Annotated in this window: 15 protein-coding genes and 1 other RNA gene; 8 read left to right on the plus strand and 8 right to left on the minus strand. The window is 70.4% G+C overall.

Annotation, left to right across the window (positions count from 1 at the left end):
• The first annotated feature begins 296 nt into the window (after positions 1–296).
• Genes ACYVGQ_RS17425 through ACYVGQ_RS17455 form a run of 7 tightly spaced genes read left to right on the plus strand, consistent with a single transcriptional unit; the run spans position 297 to position 8,661 of the window.
• Complete coding sequence (locus ACYVGQ_RS17425; protein WP_460785946.1) at positions 297–1,886, plus strand: peptide ABC transporter substrate-binding protein; 1,590 nt, start codon at positions 297–299, stop codon at positions 1,884–1,886.
• Complete coding sequence (locus ACYVGQ_RS17430) at positions 1,886–3,274, plus strand: M14 family zinc carboxypeptidase (RefSeq protein ID WP_460785947.1); 1,389 nt, start codon at positions 1,886–1,888, stop codon at positions 3,272–3,274. The genes ACYVGQ_RS17425 and ACYVGQ_RS17430 overlap by 1 nt, the downstream gene beginning before the upstream one ends.
• Positions 3,271–4,203 (plus strand): ABC transporter permease, encoded by a 933-nt coding sequence (locus ACYVGQ_RS17435; RefSeq protein WP_460785948.1) that lies wholly within the window; start codon positions 3,271–3,273, stop codon positions 4,201–4,203. Before ACYVGQ_RS17430 ends, ACYVGQ_RS17435 begins: the two co-directional genes overlap by 4 nt.
• The gene (locus ACYVGQ_RS17440; protein WP_460785949.1) at positions 4,196–5,086 is read left to right on the plus strand and encodes an ABC transporter permease; all 891 of its coding nucleotides are present in this window, start codon (positions 4,196–4,198) and stop codon (positions 5,084–5,086) included. Before ACYVGQ_RS17435 ends, ACYVGQ_RS17440 begins: the two co-directional genes overlap by 8 nt.
• A gap of 26 nt (positions 5,087–5,112) precedes the next feature.
• Positions 5,113–6,528 (plus strand): serine hydrolase domain-containing protein, encoded by a 1,416-nt coding sequence (locus ACYVGQ_RS17445; RefSeq protein ID WP_460785950.1) that lies wholly within the window; start codon positions 5,113–5,115, stop codon positions 6,526–6,528.
• Complete coding sequence (locus ACYVGQ_RS17450; protein WP_460785951.1) at positions 6,525–7,043, plus strand: GbsR/MarR family transcriptional regulator; 519 nt, start codon at positions 6,525–6,527, stop codon at positions 7,041–7,043. The genes ACYVGQ_RS17445 and ACYVGQ_RS17450 overlap by 4 nt, the downstream gene beginning before the upstream one ends.
• Positions 7,033–8,661, plus strand: a complete 1,629-nt coding sequence (locus ACYVGQ_RS17455) for a dipeptide ABC transporter ATP-binding protein (protein WP_460785952.1) — start codon at positions 7,033–7,035, stop codon at positions 8,659–8,661. Before ACYVGQ_RS17450 ends, ACYVGQ_RS17455 begins: the two co-directional genes overlap by 11 nt.
• 112 nt (positions 8,662–8,773) lie before the next feature.
• Here the strand turns inward: ACYVGQ_RS17455 and ACYVGQ_RS17460 are convergent, their stop codons facing one another.
• The 6 genes from ACYVGQ_RS17460 to ACYVGQ_RS17485 form a co-directional block, all read right to left on the minus strand.
• Positions 8,774–11,257, minus strand: coding sequence for a glycoside hydrolase family 65 protein (locus ACYVGQ_RS17460; protein WP_460785953.1), 2,484 nt, complete (start codon positions 11,255–11,257; stop codon positions 8,774–8,776).
• Positions 11,254–12,033, minus strand: a complete 780-nt coding sequence (locus ACYVGQ_RS17465; protein ID WP_460785954.1) for an HAD-IA family hydrolase — start codon at positions 12,031–12,033, stop codon at positions 11,254–11,256. The genes ACYVGQ_RS17460 and ACYVGQ_RS17465 overlap by 4 nt, the downstream gene beginning before the upstream one ends.
• Positions 12,034–12,232: 199 nt before the next feature.
• A complete protein-coding gene (locus ACYVGQ_RS17470; RefSeq protein ID WP_460785955.1) occupies positions 12,233–13,453 on the minus strand; it encodes an acetate/propionate family kinase in 1,221 nt (406 codons plus the stop codon).
• Positions 13,450–15,564 carry a phosphate acetyltransferase gene (gene pta, locus ACYVGQ_RS17475; protein ID WP_460785956.1) on the minus strand — a complete coding sequence of 705 codons (2,115 nt, stop codon included), beginning with the start codon at positions 15,562–15,564 and terminating at the stop codon, positions 13,450–13,452. Before pta ends, ACYVGQ_RS17470 begins: the two co-directional genes overlap by 4 nt.
• 188 nt (positions 15,565–15,752) lie before the next feature.
• A complete protein-coding gene (locus ACYVGQ_RS17480; protein WP_460785957.1) occupies positions 15,753–16,313 on the minus strand; it encodes a hypothetical protein in 561 nt (186 codons plus the stop codon).
• A 113-nt stretch (positions 16,314–16,426) separates the two neighbouring features.
• A complete protein-coding gene (locus ACYVGQ_RS17485) occupies positions 16,427–17,032 on the minus strand; it encodes a rhomboid family intramembrane serine protease (protein ID WP_460785958.1) in 606 nt (201 codons plus the stop codon).
• Positions 17,033–17,161: 129 nt separating this feature from the next.
• On the opposite strand from ACYVGQ_RS17485, the gene ACYVGQ_RS17490 reads away from it, so the two are divergent.
• Entirely contained in the window at positions 17,162–18,199 is a 1,038-nt protein-coding gene (locus ACYVGQ_RS17490) for a zinc-dependent alcohol dehydrogenase family protein (protein WP_460785959.1), read from the plus strand.
• Here the strand turns inward: ACYVGQ_RS17490 and ffs are convergent.
• Together ffs and ACYVGQ_RS17500 are read right to left on the minus strand one after the other, a co-directional pair.
• Positions 18,200–18,299: signal recognition particle sRNA small type (gene ffs, locus ACYVGQ_RS17495), an RNA gene on the minus strand.
• Between the two features lie 83 nt (positions 18,300–18,382).
• Positions 18,383–19,537: an AI-2E family transporter gene (locus ACYVGQ_RS17500; protein ID WP_460785960.1), complete on the minus strand. Its 1,155-nt coding sequence runs from the start codon at positions 19,535–19,537 to the stop codon at positions 18,383–18,385.
• Positions 19,538–19,601: the final 64 nt, after the last annotated feature.

The following is a 19,601-nucleotide window of genomic DNA, read 5'->3' on the forward strand; positions in this document are numbered from 1 at the left end:
CCGACGCCCCGTCGTGCGCAGGCAGCCCGAAGAGCGGAAGGGGCCGCGGCGAAACGCGAGCGGCACCCGGCCGGGACGCGCGCCCCGCAGCGCATCTTCACAAAACCGGCTCGTCCCCGTAACATCTTCGAAACCATCCAAAGTTTCACTATGTTGTGAAATCACATTTCGACACGCAGCCGGTCACCCGTCCGATGCGTGCCGACCGCAGGCATCCCTCACGATGGTGCGCCGCGATCGGGTTCTTCTTCATTTCCCCTTGCAACCGCGGCACAGCCGCTCCTCGGAGGATCACCATGAAGCACCACCGCCTTGCCCTCCCCGCCCTCGTGGCGACAGCAGCACTCGCCCTCACCGCCTGCAGCGGCGACGTCGACGCGTCCGGCGACGACGACGCGATCGCGGCGATCAGCGTCGGAGTCACCGATCCCGCGCAGATCACCCCCGGCCGCCAGACCGTCGCCTACGACATCAACATGGCGGTCTGGGCGCCCCTGACCTTCGTCGACGCCGCGGGCGAGATCTCCTACATCGCCGCGGAGTCGATCGAGACGGAGGACTCCCAGACGTACACGATCACGCTCCGCGACGGATGGACCTTCCAGGACGGCACCCCCGTGACCGCCCAGGACTACGTGGACTCCTGGAACGCCGTCGCCTACGGCCCGAACGCCTTCGAGAACTCCGGCCAGCTGGCGAAGATCGAGGGATACGCCGACGTCACCGCCGAGGATCCGGCCACCGAGATGTCCGGCCTCGCCGTCGTGGACGATCTGACCTTCACGGTGACCCTCGTCGGGCCCGACAGCCAGTTCCCGATGCAGGTCTCCCAGGCCCAGACCGCGATGTACCCCATGCCCGCGTCCGCACTCGAGGACTTCGACGCCTACAACAGGCATCCGATCGGCAACGGCGCCTTCGCCTTCACGGAGGACTACGAGGAGGGCGAGCCGATCGTCGTCACCGCCTACGAGGACTACCAGGGCGAGAAGCCGACCGTCGACCAGATCACCTTCGTGCCGTACGCCGACACCGCCACCGCGTACAACGACGTCCTGGCCGGCAACCTGGACGTCGCCAGCCTCCCGGCCTCCAAGATGACCCAGGCCGCGGACGACTTCGGCGACGACCACGTCTACGCCTTCGAGGCTCCGGGCATCTCGTACCTCGGCATCCCGCTGAGCGACGAGCGGTACCAGGACATCCGCGTCCGTCAGGCGATCTCGATGGCCATCGACCGGGAGACGATCAACGACGTCATCTACGGCGGGCTCTACGCGCCGGCCACCGCCTTCACCCCGGACATCGAGCCTGGTACCCCGACCGGCCTCTGCGGCGAGTACTGCGAGTACGACCCCGACGCCGCGAAGGCCCTGCTCGACGAGGCAGGCGGCTTCGAGGGCACGATCGAGATCTACTACCCGGGAGGGGTCGGACTCGACGACTTCTACACGGCGATCGGGAACTCGATCCGGCAGGCCCTGGACATCGAGACGGTCGCGACGCCGAGCGCCGACTGGGCCGAGTTCTACGAGACGAGGCTGAACGGCGACACCCCCGGACCGTACTTCTCCCGCTGGGGCGCGCTGTACCCGAGCCAGCAGGCCACCCTGCGCGCCATGTTCATCGAGAACGGCGGCTGCGCGGGCTGCGTCGGCGAGTACGACGCAGAGGTCGCGAGCCTCATGGATGCCGCGGACGCCGCCGTGACCGATGAGGACGTGGCCGCCGCCTACACCGCGGTCCAGGAGCGCCTCCTCGAGACGTTCCCCGTCCCGCCGCTGTTCAACGAGTCTTACGCCTACGTGACGTCCGACCGCGTCGCGGAGCTGGAGACCTCGGCCGCCGGCAACCCGAACTACTCGATGACGGTGCTGGCCGAGTGATGACGCCGCACCGCACCCCCGGATCGCTCGAGGACATCCTCGAGCGATCCGGGGGGATCCCTCCGATCGCCGACTTCCCCGGCGTCGACGACCTCCTGGCCTCCTTCGAGGAGCTCGCCCGGCGGCATCCCCGTCTCGTCGCCGGCCGGCGCATCGGGACCTCCCGCCTCGGCGAGCCGATCCCGATGTTCTCCCTCGGCTCCGGTCGGCTCTCCTACCTGCTCTTCGCAGGAGTCCATCCCAACGAGCCGATCGGCTTCCGGATGCTTCAGCACCTCGCGGCGACCCTCGTCGAGGACGACGCCCTCCGCGACTCCTTCGACGCCACGTGGCACATCATCCCCTGCATCGATCCGGACGGCACCCGGCTGAACGAGCAGTGGTACGCCGCCCCGGCGGATCGCAGCTTCTACGCGCGTCACTTCTACCGCCCCTCCCCCGACGAACAGGTCGAGTGGACGTTCCCCTTCGCCTACAAGGACGCCTGGTTCGACCGGGTGCTGCCCGAGACGCAGGCGCTCATGCGGGTGATCGACGACGTGCGTCCCGACTTCATGGTCTCGCTGCACAACGCGGAGCTCGGCGGCGTCTACTTCTACCTGAACAGGGACATCCCGGGAGCCGTCGACGCGCTGCACGCGGTGCCCGCGGCCCTCGGCCTGCCCCTGGACACCGGGGAGCCGGAGACGCCGACCGTGCGCCCCTACGGCACGGCGGTGTACAGCATGATCTCGATGCGCGAGGAGTACGACTTCCTCGCCGAGCTCGGCGCCGACCCCGCCGCGCTCATCACGAGCGGAGAGTCCTCCTCCTCGTACGCGGCGAAGCACGGCACGGTCTCGCTGGTCGCCGAGCTCCCCTACTGGTCCCACCCCGACGCCGACGACGACTCCCCCTCCGGCGAGACGTACGCGGCGGTGCTGCATCGCAAGGCCGACGCCCTCCTCGAGACGGGTGCGGCGCTGCAGACGATCCTCGCGGCGGCCGACCTCACCCTCGACACCCCGTTCCGGCGCGCGACCGAGGCCTTCGTGCCCTATCTCGGCGTCAACGGCGAGAACGAGCACCGCAGAGCCGACCGCGAGGACGCGGCGCGCATCGCCACCAGGGCCGAGGCGTTCAGCAACGCGGACGTCGTGCGCTGCTTCCGGCTGCGCTACGGCGGCATGACGCTGCGGATGCTGGACGCCGAGGTGACCGCGGGCATCGCCACGGCGCGCACCCGCCGCGCGCACGAGGAGATGTCCGCCCTGTTCGCCGGCTGGTGCGCCGAGTCCGAGGCGCAGGCCGGGCTCTCCGCCCTGCCGATCGCCGCGCTCGTCGGCGTGCAGTTCGGCGCGACGCTCGCCGTGGCGCGGACGCTGATCGAGGCGGAGCGCGCCGGATGAAGGCGACCTGGTACGTCCTGCGCCGCCTCGGCGAGCTCGCGATCGTCTTCTTCGGGGTGACGTTCATCATCTACGCCATGGTGTTCGCCCTGCCAGGCGACCCGATCGCGAGCCTGGGCGGCGATCGCCCTCTCCCCGAGTCCGTCGTCGCCCAGCTGCGCGCCGAGTACCACCTCGACCAGCCGCTCTGGCAGCAGTACCTCACCTACATCGCGAATCTGTTCCAAGGCGATCTCGGCACGAACTTCTCCGGCCAGGCCGTCTCCGGCAAGCTCGCCGACCGCTGGCCGGTGACGATCACCCTCGCCCTCACCGCCTGGGGGATCGAGGTCGTCGTCGGCGTCGCGCTCGGCCTGTGGGCGGGCGTCCGCAACGGCCGCTGGGACGACAAGCTCGTCCTCACCGGCACGATCCTCGCCAGCTCCATCCCGGTCTTCGTCCTCGCCGTCTCGGCGCAGCTGGTCTTCGGCGTGCAGCTGGGCTGGTTCCCCGTGGCGGGCGACTCGGCCGGCTGGCCGATGTCCTTCCTGCTGCCCGCCCTGTGCGTCGCGGTGTTCGGCCTGGCATCCGTCGCCAGGCTCATGCGCGGGTCGGTCGTCGACGCGCTGAACGCCGACTACGTCCGCACGCTCTGGGCGAAGGGGATGCGTCCGCGCGACGTCATCGGCGTGCACGTGATGCGCAACGCCGCGCTCCCCGTCCTCACGTTCCTCGCGATCGACCTCGGCTACCTGCTCGGGGGGACGGTCGTCATCGAGGGCGTCTTCAACCTCCCCGGCGTCGGGCAGCTGCTGTTCCAGTCGATCAGGGCGCACGAGGGGCCGACCATCATCGGCATCTCGGTCGCGCTCATCCTGGTCTTCCTGGTCGCGAACCTGATCGTCGATCTGCTGCACACCGTGCTCGACCCGAGGATCCGCCATGAGTGAGGTCACCGCGACCATGGAGTCGCACTTCAGCCGGATGCCCCGTCGGGGCGTGTGGCGGACGCTCCGGCGTCGCGCGCTGTTCTGGGTGTGCAGCGCCGTCCTGGCCGTCCTGACGCTCGTCGCCCTCTTCCCGCAGCTCTTCGCCCAGCTCAGCCCCACCTCGGACCCGAGGGCGTGCGTGCTCGCGGACTCCGCGCAGGCGCCGGGCGGGATGCACCCGTTCGGCACCGATCTGCAGGGCTGCGACATCCTCGCCAACGTCGTCTACGGCACCCGCGCATCGCTCAGCGTCGGCGTGCTGTGCACCCTGCTCTCGCTCGTCGTCGCGCTCGTGCTCGGCGTCGTCGCCGGGTATTGGGGTGGCTGGGCGGATCGGCTGATCTCCCGCCTGACGGACGTCTTCCTCGGCTTCCCGTTCCTGCTCGGCGCCGTGGTCGTGCTCACGACCCTCCAGGAGCGCACCGTGCTCACGGTCGCCCTCGTGCTCGCGCTGTTCTCCTGGCCGACGATGGCCAGGCTGGTCCGAGGATCCGTGCGCGCCATCCGCGGGGCGGACTACGTGGACGCCGCCAGGGCCATGGGCCTGTCCACTCCGCGGATCCTCGGCCGATACGTCCTGCCGAACGCGATCGGTCCGGTGCTCGCCATCGCGACGATCATGGTCGGCTCGGTCATCGTCGCGGAGGCCACGCTGACCTTCCTCGGCCTCGGCCTGCGCGCGCCGTCGATCTCCTGGGGCCTGCAGCTCGCCAGCGCCCAGGAGCGCTTCCAGACCGCCCCGCACATGCTCCTGTTCCCCTCCCTCGTCCTCACCGTCACGGTGCTCGCCATCATCACGCTCGGCGACGTCCTCCGCGACATCCTCGACCCCAAGAGCCGCTGACCGCCCTCGCCGTGAAGGAAACCGACATGACCGATCTCGCATCCGCCGCCGCCTATCTGCCGTCCCTCGTGGAGGCGCAGGTGCGCCACTATCGCGCGGTCGGCGCGCAGGTCGCCGTGCGCACCGAGGACGGGCTGATCGCCTCGTTCGCCGTCGGCGCGGCGGATGCCTCCACCGGGGAGCCGCTGCGCACCGACCACCTGTTCCGCATCGCCTCGCACTCCAAGACCTTCACCGGCACGGCGATCCTGCAGCTCGTGGAGGCGAGCCGGATCCGGCTCGACGACGCCATCGGCCTGCACGTCCCCGAGCTCGACGGCACCGGCATCGGCGCGGCGACGATCCGCGAGCTGCTGGAGCATCAGTCCGGCATCCAGCGCGACGGCGCCTCGGCGGACTTCTGGCAGCTCGAGTACCCGTTCCCCGATCGGGGCGCCCTCGTCGCCGAGATCCTCGCGCACGGCACGATCGCGGCGCGCAACGAGCACTTCCGGTACTCGAACGTCGGCTATTCGCTGCTGGGACTGGCGATCGAGAACGCCAGCGGCCAGACCTACGCCGAGTACTGCCGCACGCACATCATCGAGCCGCTCGGACTCGCCCGCACGGGCGCCGAGTACGACCCGGCCCGCGCCGCAGAGTACGCGGCCGGCCACACCGGGCTCCTGCTCGGCGAGGACGAGCGTCTGGTCATCGAGCACGTCGACACCCGCGCCATGTCCGCGGCGACCGGCTTCTACTCCACCGCGGAGGACCTCACCGTGTACGGCGCCGCGCACTGGTCCGACTCCGACGCGCTGCTCTCCGAGGACTCCAAGCGGATCATGCAGCGCACGGCATCCGTCGTCGCGCGCTACGGCGCCGAGATCGGACGCTACGGGGTGGGGATCGAGGTGTCGAAGATCCGCGACCGCGCGGTCATCGGCCACTCCGGCGGCTATCCCGGCCACATCACGCGCACGTACATCGATCCGGTCGGCAAGCTCGTCGTCAGCGTCCTGACGAACTCGCTGGACGGCATCGCCGAGCAGATCGCCCAGGCGGTCTTCGCCGTCATCGATGCGACGGAACGTCCGCTGACCGGCGCGAAGAAGAGGGAGCCTGCTGCGGACGGGCCGTCGGCGTCCTCCTTCACGGGCCGCTACGCCTCCCTGTGGGGACTGACAGACGTCGTGGAGCTCGGCGGAAGGCTCATGCTCGTCTCCCCCAGCGCCCGCGACGTCTACGCCACGATGGAGGAGCTGGAGATCGTGGACGCGGACACCCTGCGCACCTTCCTGCAGCCGAGCTTCGCCGCCTCCGGCGAGCCGGTATCGTTCACTCGCAAGGGTGATGGCGCGGTCTCGTCCATACGCGTCGGCGGCATGACCCAGTGGCCGCTCGACGACTTCCTGGCCCGCCGGGAGTCGATGACCCGCATCCTCAAGGAGCCCGTGACGTGACCGAACTGGAACTGAGCCAGGGGCAGCGTGCCTTCGTCGAGCAGTTCGCCCTGGCCTGGCAGGCCACGACGAGCAACCGGATGGAGGCGCGGATCATCGCGCTGCTGATGATCGTCGACCGCCCGCAGCTCTCCAGCAGCGAGATCGCGGCGCTGCTCACGGCGAGCGCCGGCGCCGTGTCCACGGCGACCAGGCATCTCACCGAGGTCGGGTTCATCCATCGCGTCGCCCTCCCCGGCGACCGCAGCTACTACTTCGCCGTGGAAGAAGACGTCTGGGGCGGGTTCCTCGGCTCCGAGAGGCACTATCTGCGGATGCTGTCGGCCGCGATCGAGCGGGGCATGGACGAGATCGACGCGGGAGGACTCCCGCAGCGACGCCTCCGCAACGCCCGGAACTACATGACCTGGCTCAGCGGGTACCACACCAAGATGCTGGCCGACTGGCAGGCCTACCGCGACGAGCAGGAGGCCCTGGATGAGAGACGCGCACTGGAGGATGCCGATGACCGCTGACACCCCCGTCCTGAGCGTCCGAGACCTCAGCGTCCGCTTCGAGGTCGACGGCGGGCGGCAGCCGGACGTCGAGGCCGTGACCGACCTCGGCTACGAGGTGGGTCCCGGGGAGATCCTCGCGATCGTCGGCGAGTCCGGCTCGGGCAAGTCGGTGAGCTCGATGGCGATCATGGGGCTGCTCCCCGAGAACGCCACGATCACCGGCAGCGCGAGCCTGGGCGGGACGGAGCTGCTCGGCCTCACTCGCGCAGCGCTCTCGGAACTCCGCGGCAAGCGCGTCTCCATGGTGTTCCAGGACGCCATCGGCGCGCTGGACCCGGTGTTCACGATCGGCTACCAGCTGCGAGAGGTGCTGGCGAGGCACCGACCGGACCTGGACCGCGCCGCTCGTCAGGAGCGCGCGATCGAGCTGCTGCGCATGGTGGATCTCCCCGATCCCGAGACGCGGATGCGGTTCTACCCGCACCAGTTCTCCGGCGGCCAGTGCCAGCGCATCATGATCGCGATGGCCTTGGCCTGCGATCCCGAGCTGCTCATCGCCGACGAGCCGACCACGGCCCTGGACGTCACGGTCCAGGCCGAGGTCCTCGACGTGCTGCGGCGGCTGCGCGAGCGGACGTCGGCCGCGATCATCCTGATCACCCACGATATGGGCGTCGTCGCCGACCTCGCCGATCGCGTCGTCGTGATGCGGCACGGCAGGTCGGTGGAGAGCGCCGAGGTGCACCGGCTCTTCGCCGCGCCCGAGGCGCCGTACACGCAGCAGCTGCTGTCGGCCGTTCCGCGCATCGGCGCTCCGGAGCGCCCCTCGTCGGCCCAGCCCGGTGCGGTGATGGAGGTCGACGACCTCGTCGTCGAGTACTCCTCGCGCCGACGCAGGGTGCGCGCCGTCGACGGGGTGACCCTGCGGATCGCGCCCGGCGAGCTGCTCGCCCTCGTCGGCGAGTCCGGATCGGGCAAGTCCACGCTCGGGCGCGCAGCACTCGGACTCGCGCCGATCACGTCCGGAGCGGTCCGCATCGACGGCGTCGACGTGGCCTCCGGATCCCATGCGGCGCAGCGCAGGGTCCGCGCCCGCGTCGGCGTCGTCTTCCAGAACCCGCTCGGATCGATGAACCCGCGATACACGGTGGCGCAGTCGGTCGGCGAGCCGCTGTCCGTGCACGCGGGGCTGCGCGGGGAGGCTCTGCACGCCCGCGTCACCGAGCTGCTCGAATCCGTCGAGCTGCCGGGGGCGTGGTCCGAGCGCTATCCGCACGAGCTGTCCGGCGGGCAGCGCCAGCGGGTCGCGATCGCGAGGGCCATCGCCCTGCAGCCCGACCTGCTGATCGCCGACGAGCCCACCTCGGCGCTCGACGTCTCGGTGCAGGCGACGGTGCTGGAGCTGTTCCGCCGGCTCCAGCAGGAGTTCCGCTTCGCCTGCCTGTTCGTGAGCCACGATCTCGCCGTGGTCGACGAGCTCGCCGATCGCGTCGCCGTCATGCACCGGGGGCGGATCGCCGAGATCGGCGAGCGGATCCAGGTGCTCCAGCGGCCTCAGGATCCGTACACGCGCACCCTGCTCGCCGCCGCGCCCCTTCCCGACCCCGAGCTGCAGCGCGCCCGCCGCGCATCCTGACCCGCCCGATCCGGGCCCCGGCATCCCGGCCGCGCTCCGGACGGGCCTCGGCGACGGGATGGGTCCCGGCGACGGGACGGGTCCCGGCGTCCCGGAGACAGACCGGGTCGACTCAGTCCTGCTGAGGGAAGATCACCGGGATCGCGTTCGTCACGACCGGGACGGACGCCGACATGAGCGTGCCGTCGTCGCGACGCGCGTGGGCGAAGCTCTGCAGCGTCGGGCGCCCGGGGAGGATCGGCCCCTGATCGGCGAGCGGCGCCACGGCATCCGCCCCTTCGGCGGCCGTGTACTCAACGCCGCGCACGGTGAAGGAGACGGGCTCGCCCACCCGCACGGTCGCGCGCAGCTCGTCCGCCGTGACGGTGACCTGCAGCGCCGTGCCCTGCCACTGCAAGGGGAAGGACAGGCTCGGCCAGGCGGAGGGAAGGCGCGGGTCGAAGCTCAGCTCGCCCGCGTGGTCGCGCATGCCGCCGAAGCCCGAGACGAGCGCCGTCCACACGCCGCCGGCCGAGGCGACGTGCACACCGTCCGAGACGTTGTGGTGCAGGTCGCCGAGGTCGACGAAGAGCGACTGGCGGAAGTACTCCATGGCGAGGTCCTGATAGCCGACCTCCGCGGCGAGGATCGACTGCACGACGGCGGACAGGGTCGAATCGCCGGTGGTCAGGGGATCGTAGTACTGGAAGTCGGCGAGCTTCTCCTCGGCGCTGAAGTGATTGCCCTGCAGGAAGAGGGCGAGCACGACGTCCGCCTGCTTGAGCACCTGGAAGCGGTAGATCACGAGCGGATGGAAGTGCAGCAGCAGCGGCCGCTGATCGTCCGGCGTGTTCTCGAGGTCCCAGACCTCTCGCTCCAGGAACAGCGAGTCCTGCGGGTGGATGCCGAGGCTCTCGCTGAACGGGATGAACATCGCGGAGGCGGCGAGCTCCCATCCCTCCGCCTCGCCGGCCTCGAGCCCTGTACGCGCCACGAGGGCGTCATAGGCGCGCGGATCGCTCTCGGCGAGCTCGCGCACGACCCTGGCCGCGTAGCGCAGGTTGTACCGGGCCATCACGTTCGTGAACAGGTTGTCGTTGACGACCGTGGTGTACTCGTCCGGACCGGTGACGCCGTGGATGTGGAAGGTCGCGTCGCCGTTCGTGCCGCGCCAGAACCCGAGGGTGTCCCACAGGCGGGCGGTCTCCACCGCGATGTCCACGCCCTCCCGGTGGAGGAACTCGACGTCCCCGGTCGCCCGGACGTACTTGCCCAGCGCGAAGCTGACATCGGCGTTGATGTGGTACTGCGCGGTGCCCGCCGCATAGTATGCGGACGCCTCCTCGCCGTTGATCGTGCGCCAGGGGAACAGCGCGCCCGCCTCGTTGAGCTGTGCGGCGCGCCGCCGCGCCGCCGGCAGCATGAGCACCCGCGCCCGCAGGGCGTTGCGCGCCCACTGCGGCGAGGTGTACGTAAGGAACGGAAGCACGTAGATCTCGGTGTCCCAGAAGTAGTGCCCGCTGTACCCCGAGCCCGACACGCCCTTGGCCGGGACGCCGGCGCCGTCGGCCCTGGCGGATGCCTGCGCGAGCTGGAACAGGCACCAGCGGGTGGCCTGCTGCAGGTCGTCGTGCCCCTCGATCACCACGTCGCTGCGCTCCCAGAACGCGGCCAGCCAGTCGGCCTGATTCCGGAACTGCGTCTCGACGCCCTCCACGGCGACCCGGTCGAGGGAGCGGCGGCAGCGATCGACGAGCTCCCGCGCCGGCACGCCGCGCGAGGTGTGATAGCTGACGAGCTTGGTGATCCGGATCGGGACGCCTGCCTTGGCCTGCACCCGGAACACGTTCTTGGCGATGTCCGGCTCGATGAGCTGGCGCGCGTTGTACTCGTTCTCGGTGTCGATGATGTGGTCTGCGACGACGGCGACCGTCATCCCCGACTCCGTGACCCGGTACGACAGCGCCGAGCGCAGCCCGTCCTGCCAGAACTCCGCGGGCTGCAGCACGCGCTCCGCGATCTTCTCCGCCTTGCGGGGGTCGAACCCGGCCTTCTGCGCGGCGACCGGCGTTCCGGTGTAGACCGTGCCGCCGTCCTGACGGTTCAGGATCTGGCAGCTGATGGTCACGGGGGCGTCTGCGTTCTCGACGGTGACCTCAAGCCGCAGGATCGCGAGGTGACGCTCCTCGAAGCTGACCAGCCGCTCGTCCTTCATGCGCACGCGCTTGCCCGAGGGCGTCTCCCACACCAGCTCACGGGTGAGCACGCCGGTGCGCATGTCGAGGGTCCTGGTGTACGCGCGCACATCGGCCTCGTCGAAGGAGATCGGCTCGTCGTCGACGTAGACGCGCATGACCTTGGCGTCGGGGGCGTTGACGATGGTCTGCCCGACCTCGGCGAAGCCGTAGGCCTGCTCCGCGTGCCGGATGGGCCAGGTCTCGTGCAGGCCGTTGAGGAACGTGCCGTGCTCGTGGGCCCCCCGCCCCTCGATGTGGTTGCCCCTCAGCCCCAGATAGCCGTTCCCGATCGCGAACAGCGTCTCGGAGACTCCGTCCTCGCTGTATTCCGTCTCGACGAGACGCCACGGGTCGACGGGAAAGCGGTCGTGGTCGATCACTTCGACTCCCTCTGGTCGCTCAGTACGTCGCATGGGGTCTCCGGGGTCTCGTGGAGCAGTCGGGCGAGGTCATCGACGATACAGGTGGCGCCCTGCTCCGTGAGCGCATCGGCGCCGGCGCCGCGGTCGACGCCGATCACGATCGTGTAGCCCGCGGCGGATGCGGAGGCGACTCCCGCCACCGCATCCTCGACGGCCGCGCTCGTGGCGACGTCGACGCCGAGGGCGACGGCTCCGGCCGTGAACATGTCGGGGGCGGGTTTGGAGGCGAGGTGGTCGCGCTCGGCGACGACGCCGTCGACGACGATCTCGAAGTAGTCCCGGATGCCGGCGGACCCGAGCACCTCCTCGGCGTTCTTGGAGCTCGAGACGACGCCCATCCGGACTCCGGCGACCCGCAGCTGCTCCAGGAGCGCGAGGGATCCGGGGTAGGGGGCGATCCCGTCCCGGCGCAGGGATGCCGAGAACGCCGCGTTCTTGCGATTGCCGATGCCGCAGATCGTCTCCGCGGCCGGCTCGTCGTCGACCGCGCCCCAGGGGATCTCGACGTTGCGGCTGCGCAACAGGCTCGCCACGCCGTCGTAGCGCTTCTTGCCGTCGACGTAGGCGAAGTAGTCGTCGTCGGTGTAGGCGGGGGTGATCCCCCACTGCGCGAAGACGTCGTCGAACACGACCTTCCAGGCGCGCATGTGGACCTCCGCGGTCGGCGTCAGCACGCCGTCGAGGTCGAAGAGGACGCCGGACGTCCCGCGGAGATCGGGCAGGGCATCGGACACACGGGCCTCCAGACGAGAAGGGAGAACGGGGCCGGCACCTCTGTGTGCCACTGTCAGCGTAATGCGCCGGAGGCACCGGATGCTACGCCGAGCGCGTGACTTCCCCGAGACTGCGACACCACGCCGAGAAGGCGTCGTATCGACGCTGTCTCGGCGTGGTGTCGCAGTCTCGCGTGAAGATGAGGAGCGAGGGCGAGACTCAGGCGACGCTGAGGGCCTGCCGCGCGATCTCGAGCTCCTCGTTCGTCGGGACCACGAGGACCTCCACCGCCGAGGCATCCGTGGAGATCCGCCGGATTCCGGCCGTGCGCGTCCCGTTGCGCTCGTTGTCGACCTCGATACCGAGGAATCCCAGCGTCGCGAGCGCGTCCTGCCGCACCTTCGCGGCGTTCTCCCCGACGCCGGCGGTGAAGGAGATCACGTCGACGCCGCCTAACTGGGCGATGTAGGCACCCGCATAGGCGCGCAGCCGGTGGACGTAGACCTCGTAGGCGAGCGTCGCGGCCTCCTCCCCCGCCTCCGCCCCGGCCAGGATGTCGCGCATGTCGCTGCGCCCGGCGAGCCCGAGCAGACCGCTCTGCTTGTTCAGCAGGGTGTCGAGATCGCTCGTGGTCAGATCCGCACGGCGGGCGAGATGCAGCAGCACCGCCGGGTCGATGTCGCCCGAGCGGGTGCCCATGACGAGCCCCTCCAGCGGCGTCATGCCCATGGAGGTCTCGACCGACCGGCCGCCGTCGATCGCCGTGACCGAGGCGCCGTTGCCGAGATGGAACACGATCTGCCGCAGCCCGTCGAGCGGCCTGCCGAGGAACGCCGCGGCCTGCTCGGAGACGAACTTGTGACTCGTGCCGTGGAAGCCGTAGCGGCGGATGCGATGCCGCTCGGCCACCTTGTGATCGATCGCGTAGGTGTACGCGGCGGGCGGCAGCGTCTGGTGGAACGCGGTGTCGAAGACGGCGACGTGCGGCACATCGGGGAAGGCCCTGCGCCCTGCGCGGATGCCGGAGACGGCGCCGGGGTTGTGCAGGGGAGCGAGCGCGGACAGGTCCTCGATGTTGATCTCGACGAGGTCGTCGATCACGGTGGGGGCGAAGAACCGCGCCCCGCCGTGGACGACACGGTGACCGACGGCGGCGGGAGGATGCTCCGGCAGCTGCGGGCCGTGCGCGGCGAACTGCTCGAGCATCACCGCCACGGCGGCGTCGTGATCGCCGATGGCGCGCTCTGACCGGTGCGTCTGATCGAGCAGCGCGACCGAGGCCGGCGCGTCCGCGATGTGCCGCACCGTGTGGCTGACGGTGCCGGCGTCCTGGCCGATGCGCTCGATGAGGCCTTCGCCGAGCGGGACCTCGCGCTCCATGTCGATGAGGCTGTACTTCAGCGAAGAGGAGCCGCTGTTGATGACCAGCACGACGCTCACGCGGACTCCCCCTGGGCCTGGATCGCGGTGATCGCGACGGTGTTGACGATGTCCTCGACGAGCGCGCCGCGGCTGAGGTCGTTGATGGGCTTGTTGAGCCCCTGCAGCACAGGCCCGATCGCGACGGCGCCCGCGGAGCGCTGCACGGCCTTGTAGGTGTTGTTCCCGGTGTTGAGGTCGGGGAAGACGAACACGGTCGCCCGTCCGGCGACGGCCGAGTCCGGCAGCTTCGCCTTCGCCACGGCGGCGTCCGCGGCGGCGTCGTACTGGATCGGCCCCTCCACGAGCAGCTCGGGCGCGCGCTCGCGCACGAGCGCGGTCGCCTCGCGCACCTTGTCGACGTCGGCGCCGGAGCCCGACTCCCCCGTCGAGTAGGACAGCATCGCGACGCGCGGGTCGATCCCGAACTGCCGTGCGGTCCCTGCGGAGGAGATCGCGATGTCCGCGAGCTGGACGCTGGTGGGGTCGGGGATCACCGCGCAGTCGCCGTAGACGAGCACGCGGTCGGCGAGCGCCATGAGGAACACGCTCGAGACGACGTCGACCCCCGGCCTGGTCTTGATGATCTCGAAGGACGGCCGGATGGTGTGCGCCGTGGTGTGCGCGGCCCCCGAGACCATGCCGTCCGCGAGGCCGAGGTGCACCATCATGGTCCCGAAGTACGACACGTCGGTGATCGTGTCCGCCGCCTGCGCGAGGGTGACGCCCTTGTGGGCGCGCAGGCGCGCGTACTCGGCCGCGAACCGCTCGACGTAGGAGGGGTCGGTGGGACTGATGATCTCCGCCGCCGCGATGTCCACGCCCAGCTCGGTGGCACGGGCGCGGATCGTGTCCTCGTCTCCGAGGATCGTGAGATCCGCGACCTCGCGCGCGAGCAGCGTGGAGGCGGCGCGCAGGATCCGATCGTCGCCGCCCTCCGGCAGGACGATGCGCTTGCGGTCGGCGCGGGCGCGCTCGATCAGTGCGTACTCGAACATGAGCGGAGTGACGACGGTGGACTCCGCAAGTCCAAGGAGGCGCGTGAGCTCCGAGATGTCGACGTTCGTCTGGAACAGCCCGAGCGCGGTGTCGTAGCGGCGTCCCGAGTCGGCGGAGAGACGCCCGCGAGCCCCCATGACGCGGACGGCGGTCTCGTAGGTGCCGAGATCCGTGGCGATGATCGGCACGCGGGAGGCGAGCCCGTCCAGAAGCTGCTCGATGGTGTCCGGCAGCGGGAAGGGGCCGTTCAGCACGATCCCCGCGATCGAGGGGAACGTGCCGGCGGCGTCGGCGAGCAGGGTCGCCAGCAGCACCTCGGTGCGGTCGGCGGGGATGATGACCACGGCGTCGGGGGTGAGCCGCGGGAGCACGTTCACCATCGACATCCCCGCGACGACCACGCTGAGGGCCTCGCGTGCGAGCAGCGCGTCGTCGCCCTTCACGAGACGGCCGTCGACGGCCGCGAGGATGCCGCGGATGCTGGGGGCGACGAGCGTGCGGTCCTCGGGGATCGCCCACACCGGCGTGGCCTCGGACTGGACCGCGTGCACGGCGTCGACGGCGGCGTCCGATGCATCGGGGTCTGCGCGGTTGACGATGACGGCGAAGAGCTCGGCTCTTTCCTCGCCGAGCTCGGCGAACGCGAGGGCCGCGACCTGGCCGACCTCCGCGGCGGTGCGGGCCGTGGTCGTCCCGAGCTGCTCCGCCTGGCGCTGCTGGTCGCGGCCGGAGAGCACGAGGAGCACGGGGGCGCCGAGGTTCGCGGCGATCCGCGCGTTGTAGCCGAGCTCCGCGGGGCTTCCGACATCGGTGTAGTCGCTGCCGATGACGACGACCGAGTCGCATTGCGCCTCGACGGCCTTGAAACGGGCGACGATCGTGGAGAGCGCCCTCTCCGGATCCTCTCGGACGTCGTCGTAGGTGACGCCGACGCAGTCGTCGTAGTCGAGGTGCACGCCGTCATGGGCGAGCAGCAGCTCGAGGACGTAGTCGCGCTCCTGGGAGGAGCGCGCGATGGGGCGGAACACCCCCACCCGCGGCGTCACGCGCATGAGCGCGTCGAGCACGCCCAGAGCGATGGTGGACTTGCCGGTGTGCCCCTCGGCCGAGGTGATGTAGATGCTCCGCGCCACGGTTCCAGCTTAGGCGGACCTTCCTTCGCCCGGGCACGGCGGTCCCTCAGCTCATTGCCACCATCCAGGTCGCGAACTCTGTCGCTTTCACGGCGCGAAAGCAGCAGTTTCCGCGATCCGGAACACGAGGCCGGCGCGAAAGCAGCAGTTTCCGCGACCCGGAACACGAGGCCGGCGCGAGAACGACCTCAGCGCACCGCGCACTCCGCCTGCATCGCGTCCACGATCGCCGCGGCATCCGCCTCGAAGCGCGCGTAGTGCTCCGGGTCGGTGTTGATCTGCACGCGGCTGATCGCCCGCGATGGCGTCATGTCCTGCCATCCGCTCACCCGTGCGAGCCGCTGGTAGAACAGCGCCGCGGAGGATGCGGGATCCATCCTCTCCTCGGCGCTTCCCCACCATTCCTGCTGCTGGAAGAGGCCGATGCTGCTCGTGGGCGTGCCGTCGGGGTTGCGCACGCCCGCGGTCTCCCAGTCGCCGTAGTCGATGTTGACGAGCGAGCTCTCGCCCATCGCGGTCATGACGCCGATGACCTGCCCCTCGCGGTCGAAACCGAGGCCGCGAGCAGTACGGATGATCGTGGCGGCGTTCTCGAGCTGCTCCCCTTCCCACCCTTCGATCCCGGATGCCGGGAAGGTGGTCGGATCGTCCAGGCAGACCGGCGCCTGGGCGGTGCTCAATGGCACGAGGACGGCGAGCGCCGCGGCTACGAGCACGATGCCCGTCCCGATGGCGATGCGCCGGAGCATCCGGAGCCGCCGCGCACGCCGTGCCGCACGCCGTCGCGCACCGAGGCGACGCGAGCGCCGACGGGCGGGACGCCGCCGGCCCTGGCGCCGTGGAGGTCGACGCGCACCGGCGCTCATGCCGTGGGGCGCCGGTCGCCCCGGCGCCCCACGAAGACGGCGAGCCCGCCCCCGATCGCGCCGAACAGATGTGCCTGCCAGGAGACGCCCTCCGCCGCGCCGAAGACGCCGAGGAACATCGCGCTGCCGTACAGGACGACGACGAGGACGGCGATCAGCGCATACCCGATGCGGTGAGAGACGCGCCCAGGCGCGAAGATCCGGAGGACGACGTATCCGAAATAGCCGAACACGAGCACGGAGGCCCCGACCGTGAGCGTGCCCGGCGCGTTCACGAGCCAGGTGCCCGCCCCTCCGACGACCACGACGATCGCCGTGACGATCCAGAACCGGCGGGCGCCCTCGACCGCTACGAGGCAGCCGAGCACGAGGAACGGCACGGAGTTGGCGATGAGATGACCCCAGTTCGCGTGCAGGAGAGGACCGGCGAGGAGCCCGCCGAGGCTTCCGAGGTCCCAGGAGCGCAGCCCGAACCCGGTGAAGGATCCGGGCAGGACGGCGTCTGCGAGCTGGATCGCCCACATCGCCGCGAGGAGCAGGACGGGTGAGGCGAACCGTCCGAGCGCGTTCGAGGATCGCGGAGCGTCGACAGAGCGGGTCACGGAATCGATCCTGGCAGGAAGGCCCCGGAGGATGCTGAGAGCAGGGTGCGGATCCTCAGTAGGCTCGAACAGTGCGCCGGTCGAGACGTCCATCACGGATGCGCTCCCGCGCACAGGAAGCGAGAGAGCATGCGCGCAGTGGTCATCGATGCGGTCGGCGCGACCCCCGAGGTGCGGGAGGTCCCCGCTCCGGAGGCCCCGGACGGCGGCGTGGTGGTGCGCGTGCACGCCACCGGGCTCTGCCGGAGCGACTGGCACGCCTGGGCCGGGCATGACGAGGTCGTCTTCCCGCACGTTCCAGGGCACGAGCTCGCCGGAGTGGTGTCCGCCGTCGGCGCGGGGGTCACGCGGTGGCGCGTCGGAGATCGCGTGACCTCGCCGTTCGTCTGCGGCTGCGGCCGGTGCGAATGGTGCCTGCGCGGCGACGCGCAGGTGTGCCCGGATCAGCGCCAGCCGGGTTTCACCGACTGGGGCTCGTTCGCGGAGTACGTGCCCCTGCACTCGGCGGACACCAATCTCGTCGCGATCGATGAGGCGATCTCCTTCGAGGCGGCGGCGAGCCTCGGATGCCGGTTCGCGACGGCGTATCGGGGGCTCGTCGGCCGTGCGAGGCTCCAGCCCGGAGAATGGGTCGTCGTGATCGGGGCCGGCGGGGTGGGCCTCAGCGCCGTGATGATCGCGCACGCGCTCGGCGCCAGGGTGGTGGCGGTCGACCGCAACCCCGTGGCTCTCGAGCTCGCCCAGCGCCTCGGCGCCGATCACGGCATCCAGTCGCAGGATGCCGATGTCCCCCATCTCGTGCACGAGCTGACCGGCGGCGGGAGCCACGTCTCCGTGGACGCCGTCGGGCTCGAGGCGACGGCGGCGGACGGCATCCGGAGCCTGCGCCGTCGTGGGCGTCACGTGCAGATCGGGCTGCTGCCGGCGAGCGAGGGGCATCCGCGCCTGCCGATGGATCGCGTGATCGCCTGGGAGCTGGATCTGCTGGGCAGCCACGGGATGGCCGCGGTCGACTATCCGGGGATGCTCGAGCTCATCCGCTCCGGCGCCCTGGAGCCCCAGCAGCTCATCGAGCGCGTCGTGGGCCTGGAGCAGGCGGCGGCGCTGCTTCCCGGCATGGACAGGTCCGCTCCGGCGGGGATCACGATGATCGACCCGAGTCGCTGAGACGGAAAGACCCTCCGCGCACCCAGCAGAGCCCGGTTACCCTTGCTACGTTTCCGTCCTGGGGGAATTGGCCTGGATGCCGTCACGCGGAGGGCTTGAGACAGTCTACCCGGCCACGCCACGGTGCACGAACCGAGGGCGCTCCAGGCTCGGCGTCCGGCGCCCGCTATCCCGCATCCCGCGTCAGCTCTCTCGCGCGATCTTCGGCCTGGCCCAGCGGGCGGGCAGGTCGGGGCCGTCCCAGACCTGGATCACGCCCCACAGCGCGGCGGCGATCGGGACGGCGAGGACTGCCCCGACGATGCCGCCGAGCACCGTGCCGACCGTCAGAGCGACGAGGATGACGAAGGCGTGCAGCTTCATCGACCGGCCCATCAGGAACGGCTGGAGGAAGTTGCCCTCCAGCTGGTTGACGAGCACGACCACGCCGACGACGAAGAGCGCGTTGACCCAGCCGTTCGCCACGAGGGCGACGAGCGCGGCGAGGATGCCGGCGACGGTCGCGCCGACGATGGGGATGAAGGCGAGGAGGAAGACCAGCACCGCGAGGGGGATGGCGAGAGGCACCTGGAGGATGAGCAGACCGATCAGGATGCCGACGGCGTCCACGGCCGCCACCGTCGCCGTGCCCCGGACGTACGAGCCGAGCGTGCTCACGGTCTTGTCACCGATGCGGCGAGCCCGCTCGTAGTTCTCGCCACGGAACGGCCGCAGCAGGAACTCCCACATCTGCGGGCCGTCCTTGAGGAAGAAGAACAGGATCGTCACCATCAGCACGAAGCCGGTGACGAAGTTGGCGACCGCCCCGACGCCGGCGATCGCGCCGGAGCCGAACTGCGCGCTCGTGACGAAGTCGGTCAGCGTGCCGATCCATTCGTCGATTTGCTCGGGCTGGAGGAAGTCGAAGGGGAGGGTCTGCACCCAGGCGATCAGGTGCTGGGCGCCGTCTTCCGCCTGCGTGTACAGGTCGTCCCATTGATCCCGCACCGCCCACACGATCAGCCAGCCGAGCAGGCCGAGGATGACGACGATGCCGAGCAGGGTGATCACGGTCGCGAGCACCGACGGCACCCCGCCCCGGCGCATCCAGCTCATCACCGGATGGAAGGCGCACGCGAGGATGAGCGCGATCACGAGCGGGATCGTCACGAGCGTGAGCTGCTGGATCGCGAAGACGATCCCACCGGCGACGGCGACCACGACGATGATCTGGATCGCGCGGATGCCGAGCTTGCCGAATCCGTCCGCCCATAGGCTCCACGGCGCACGCGTCGCCTTCAGCTCGACGTCCTGCGATTCGAGTCGCACACGTTGCGGGTCGCTCCAGAACAGTCCCATGCGGTCGAGGGTAACCCGAGCACGACCATTCGACGAGTGCCGCGCTCGGCGAGCGGGATCTCCT

This window comes from Microbacterium tumbae (genome assembly GCF_054780175.1).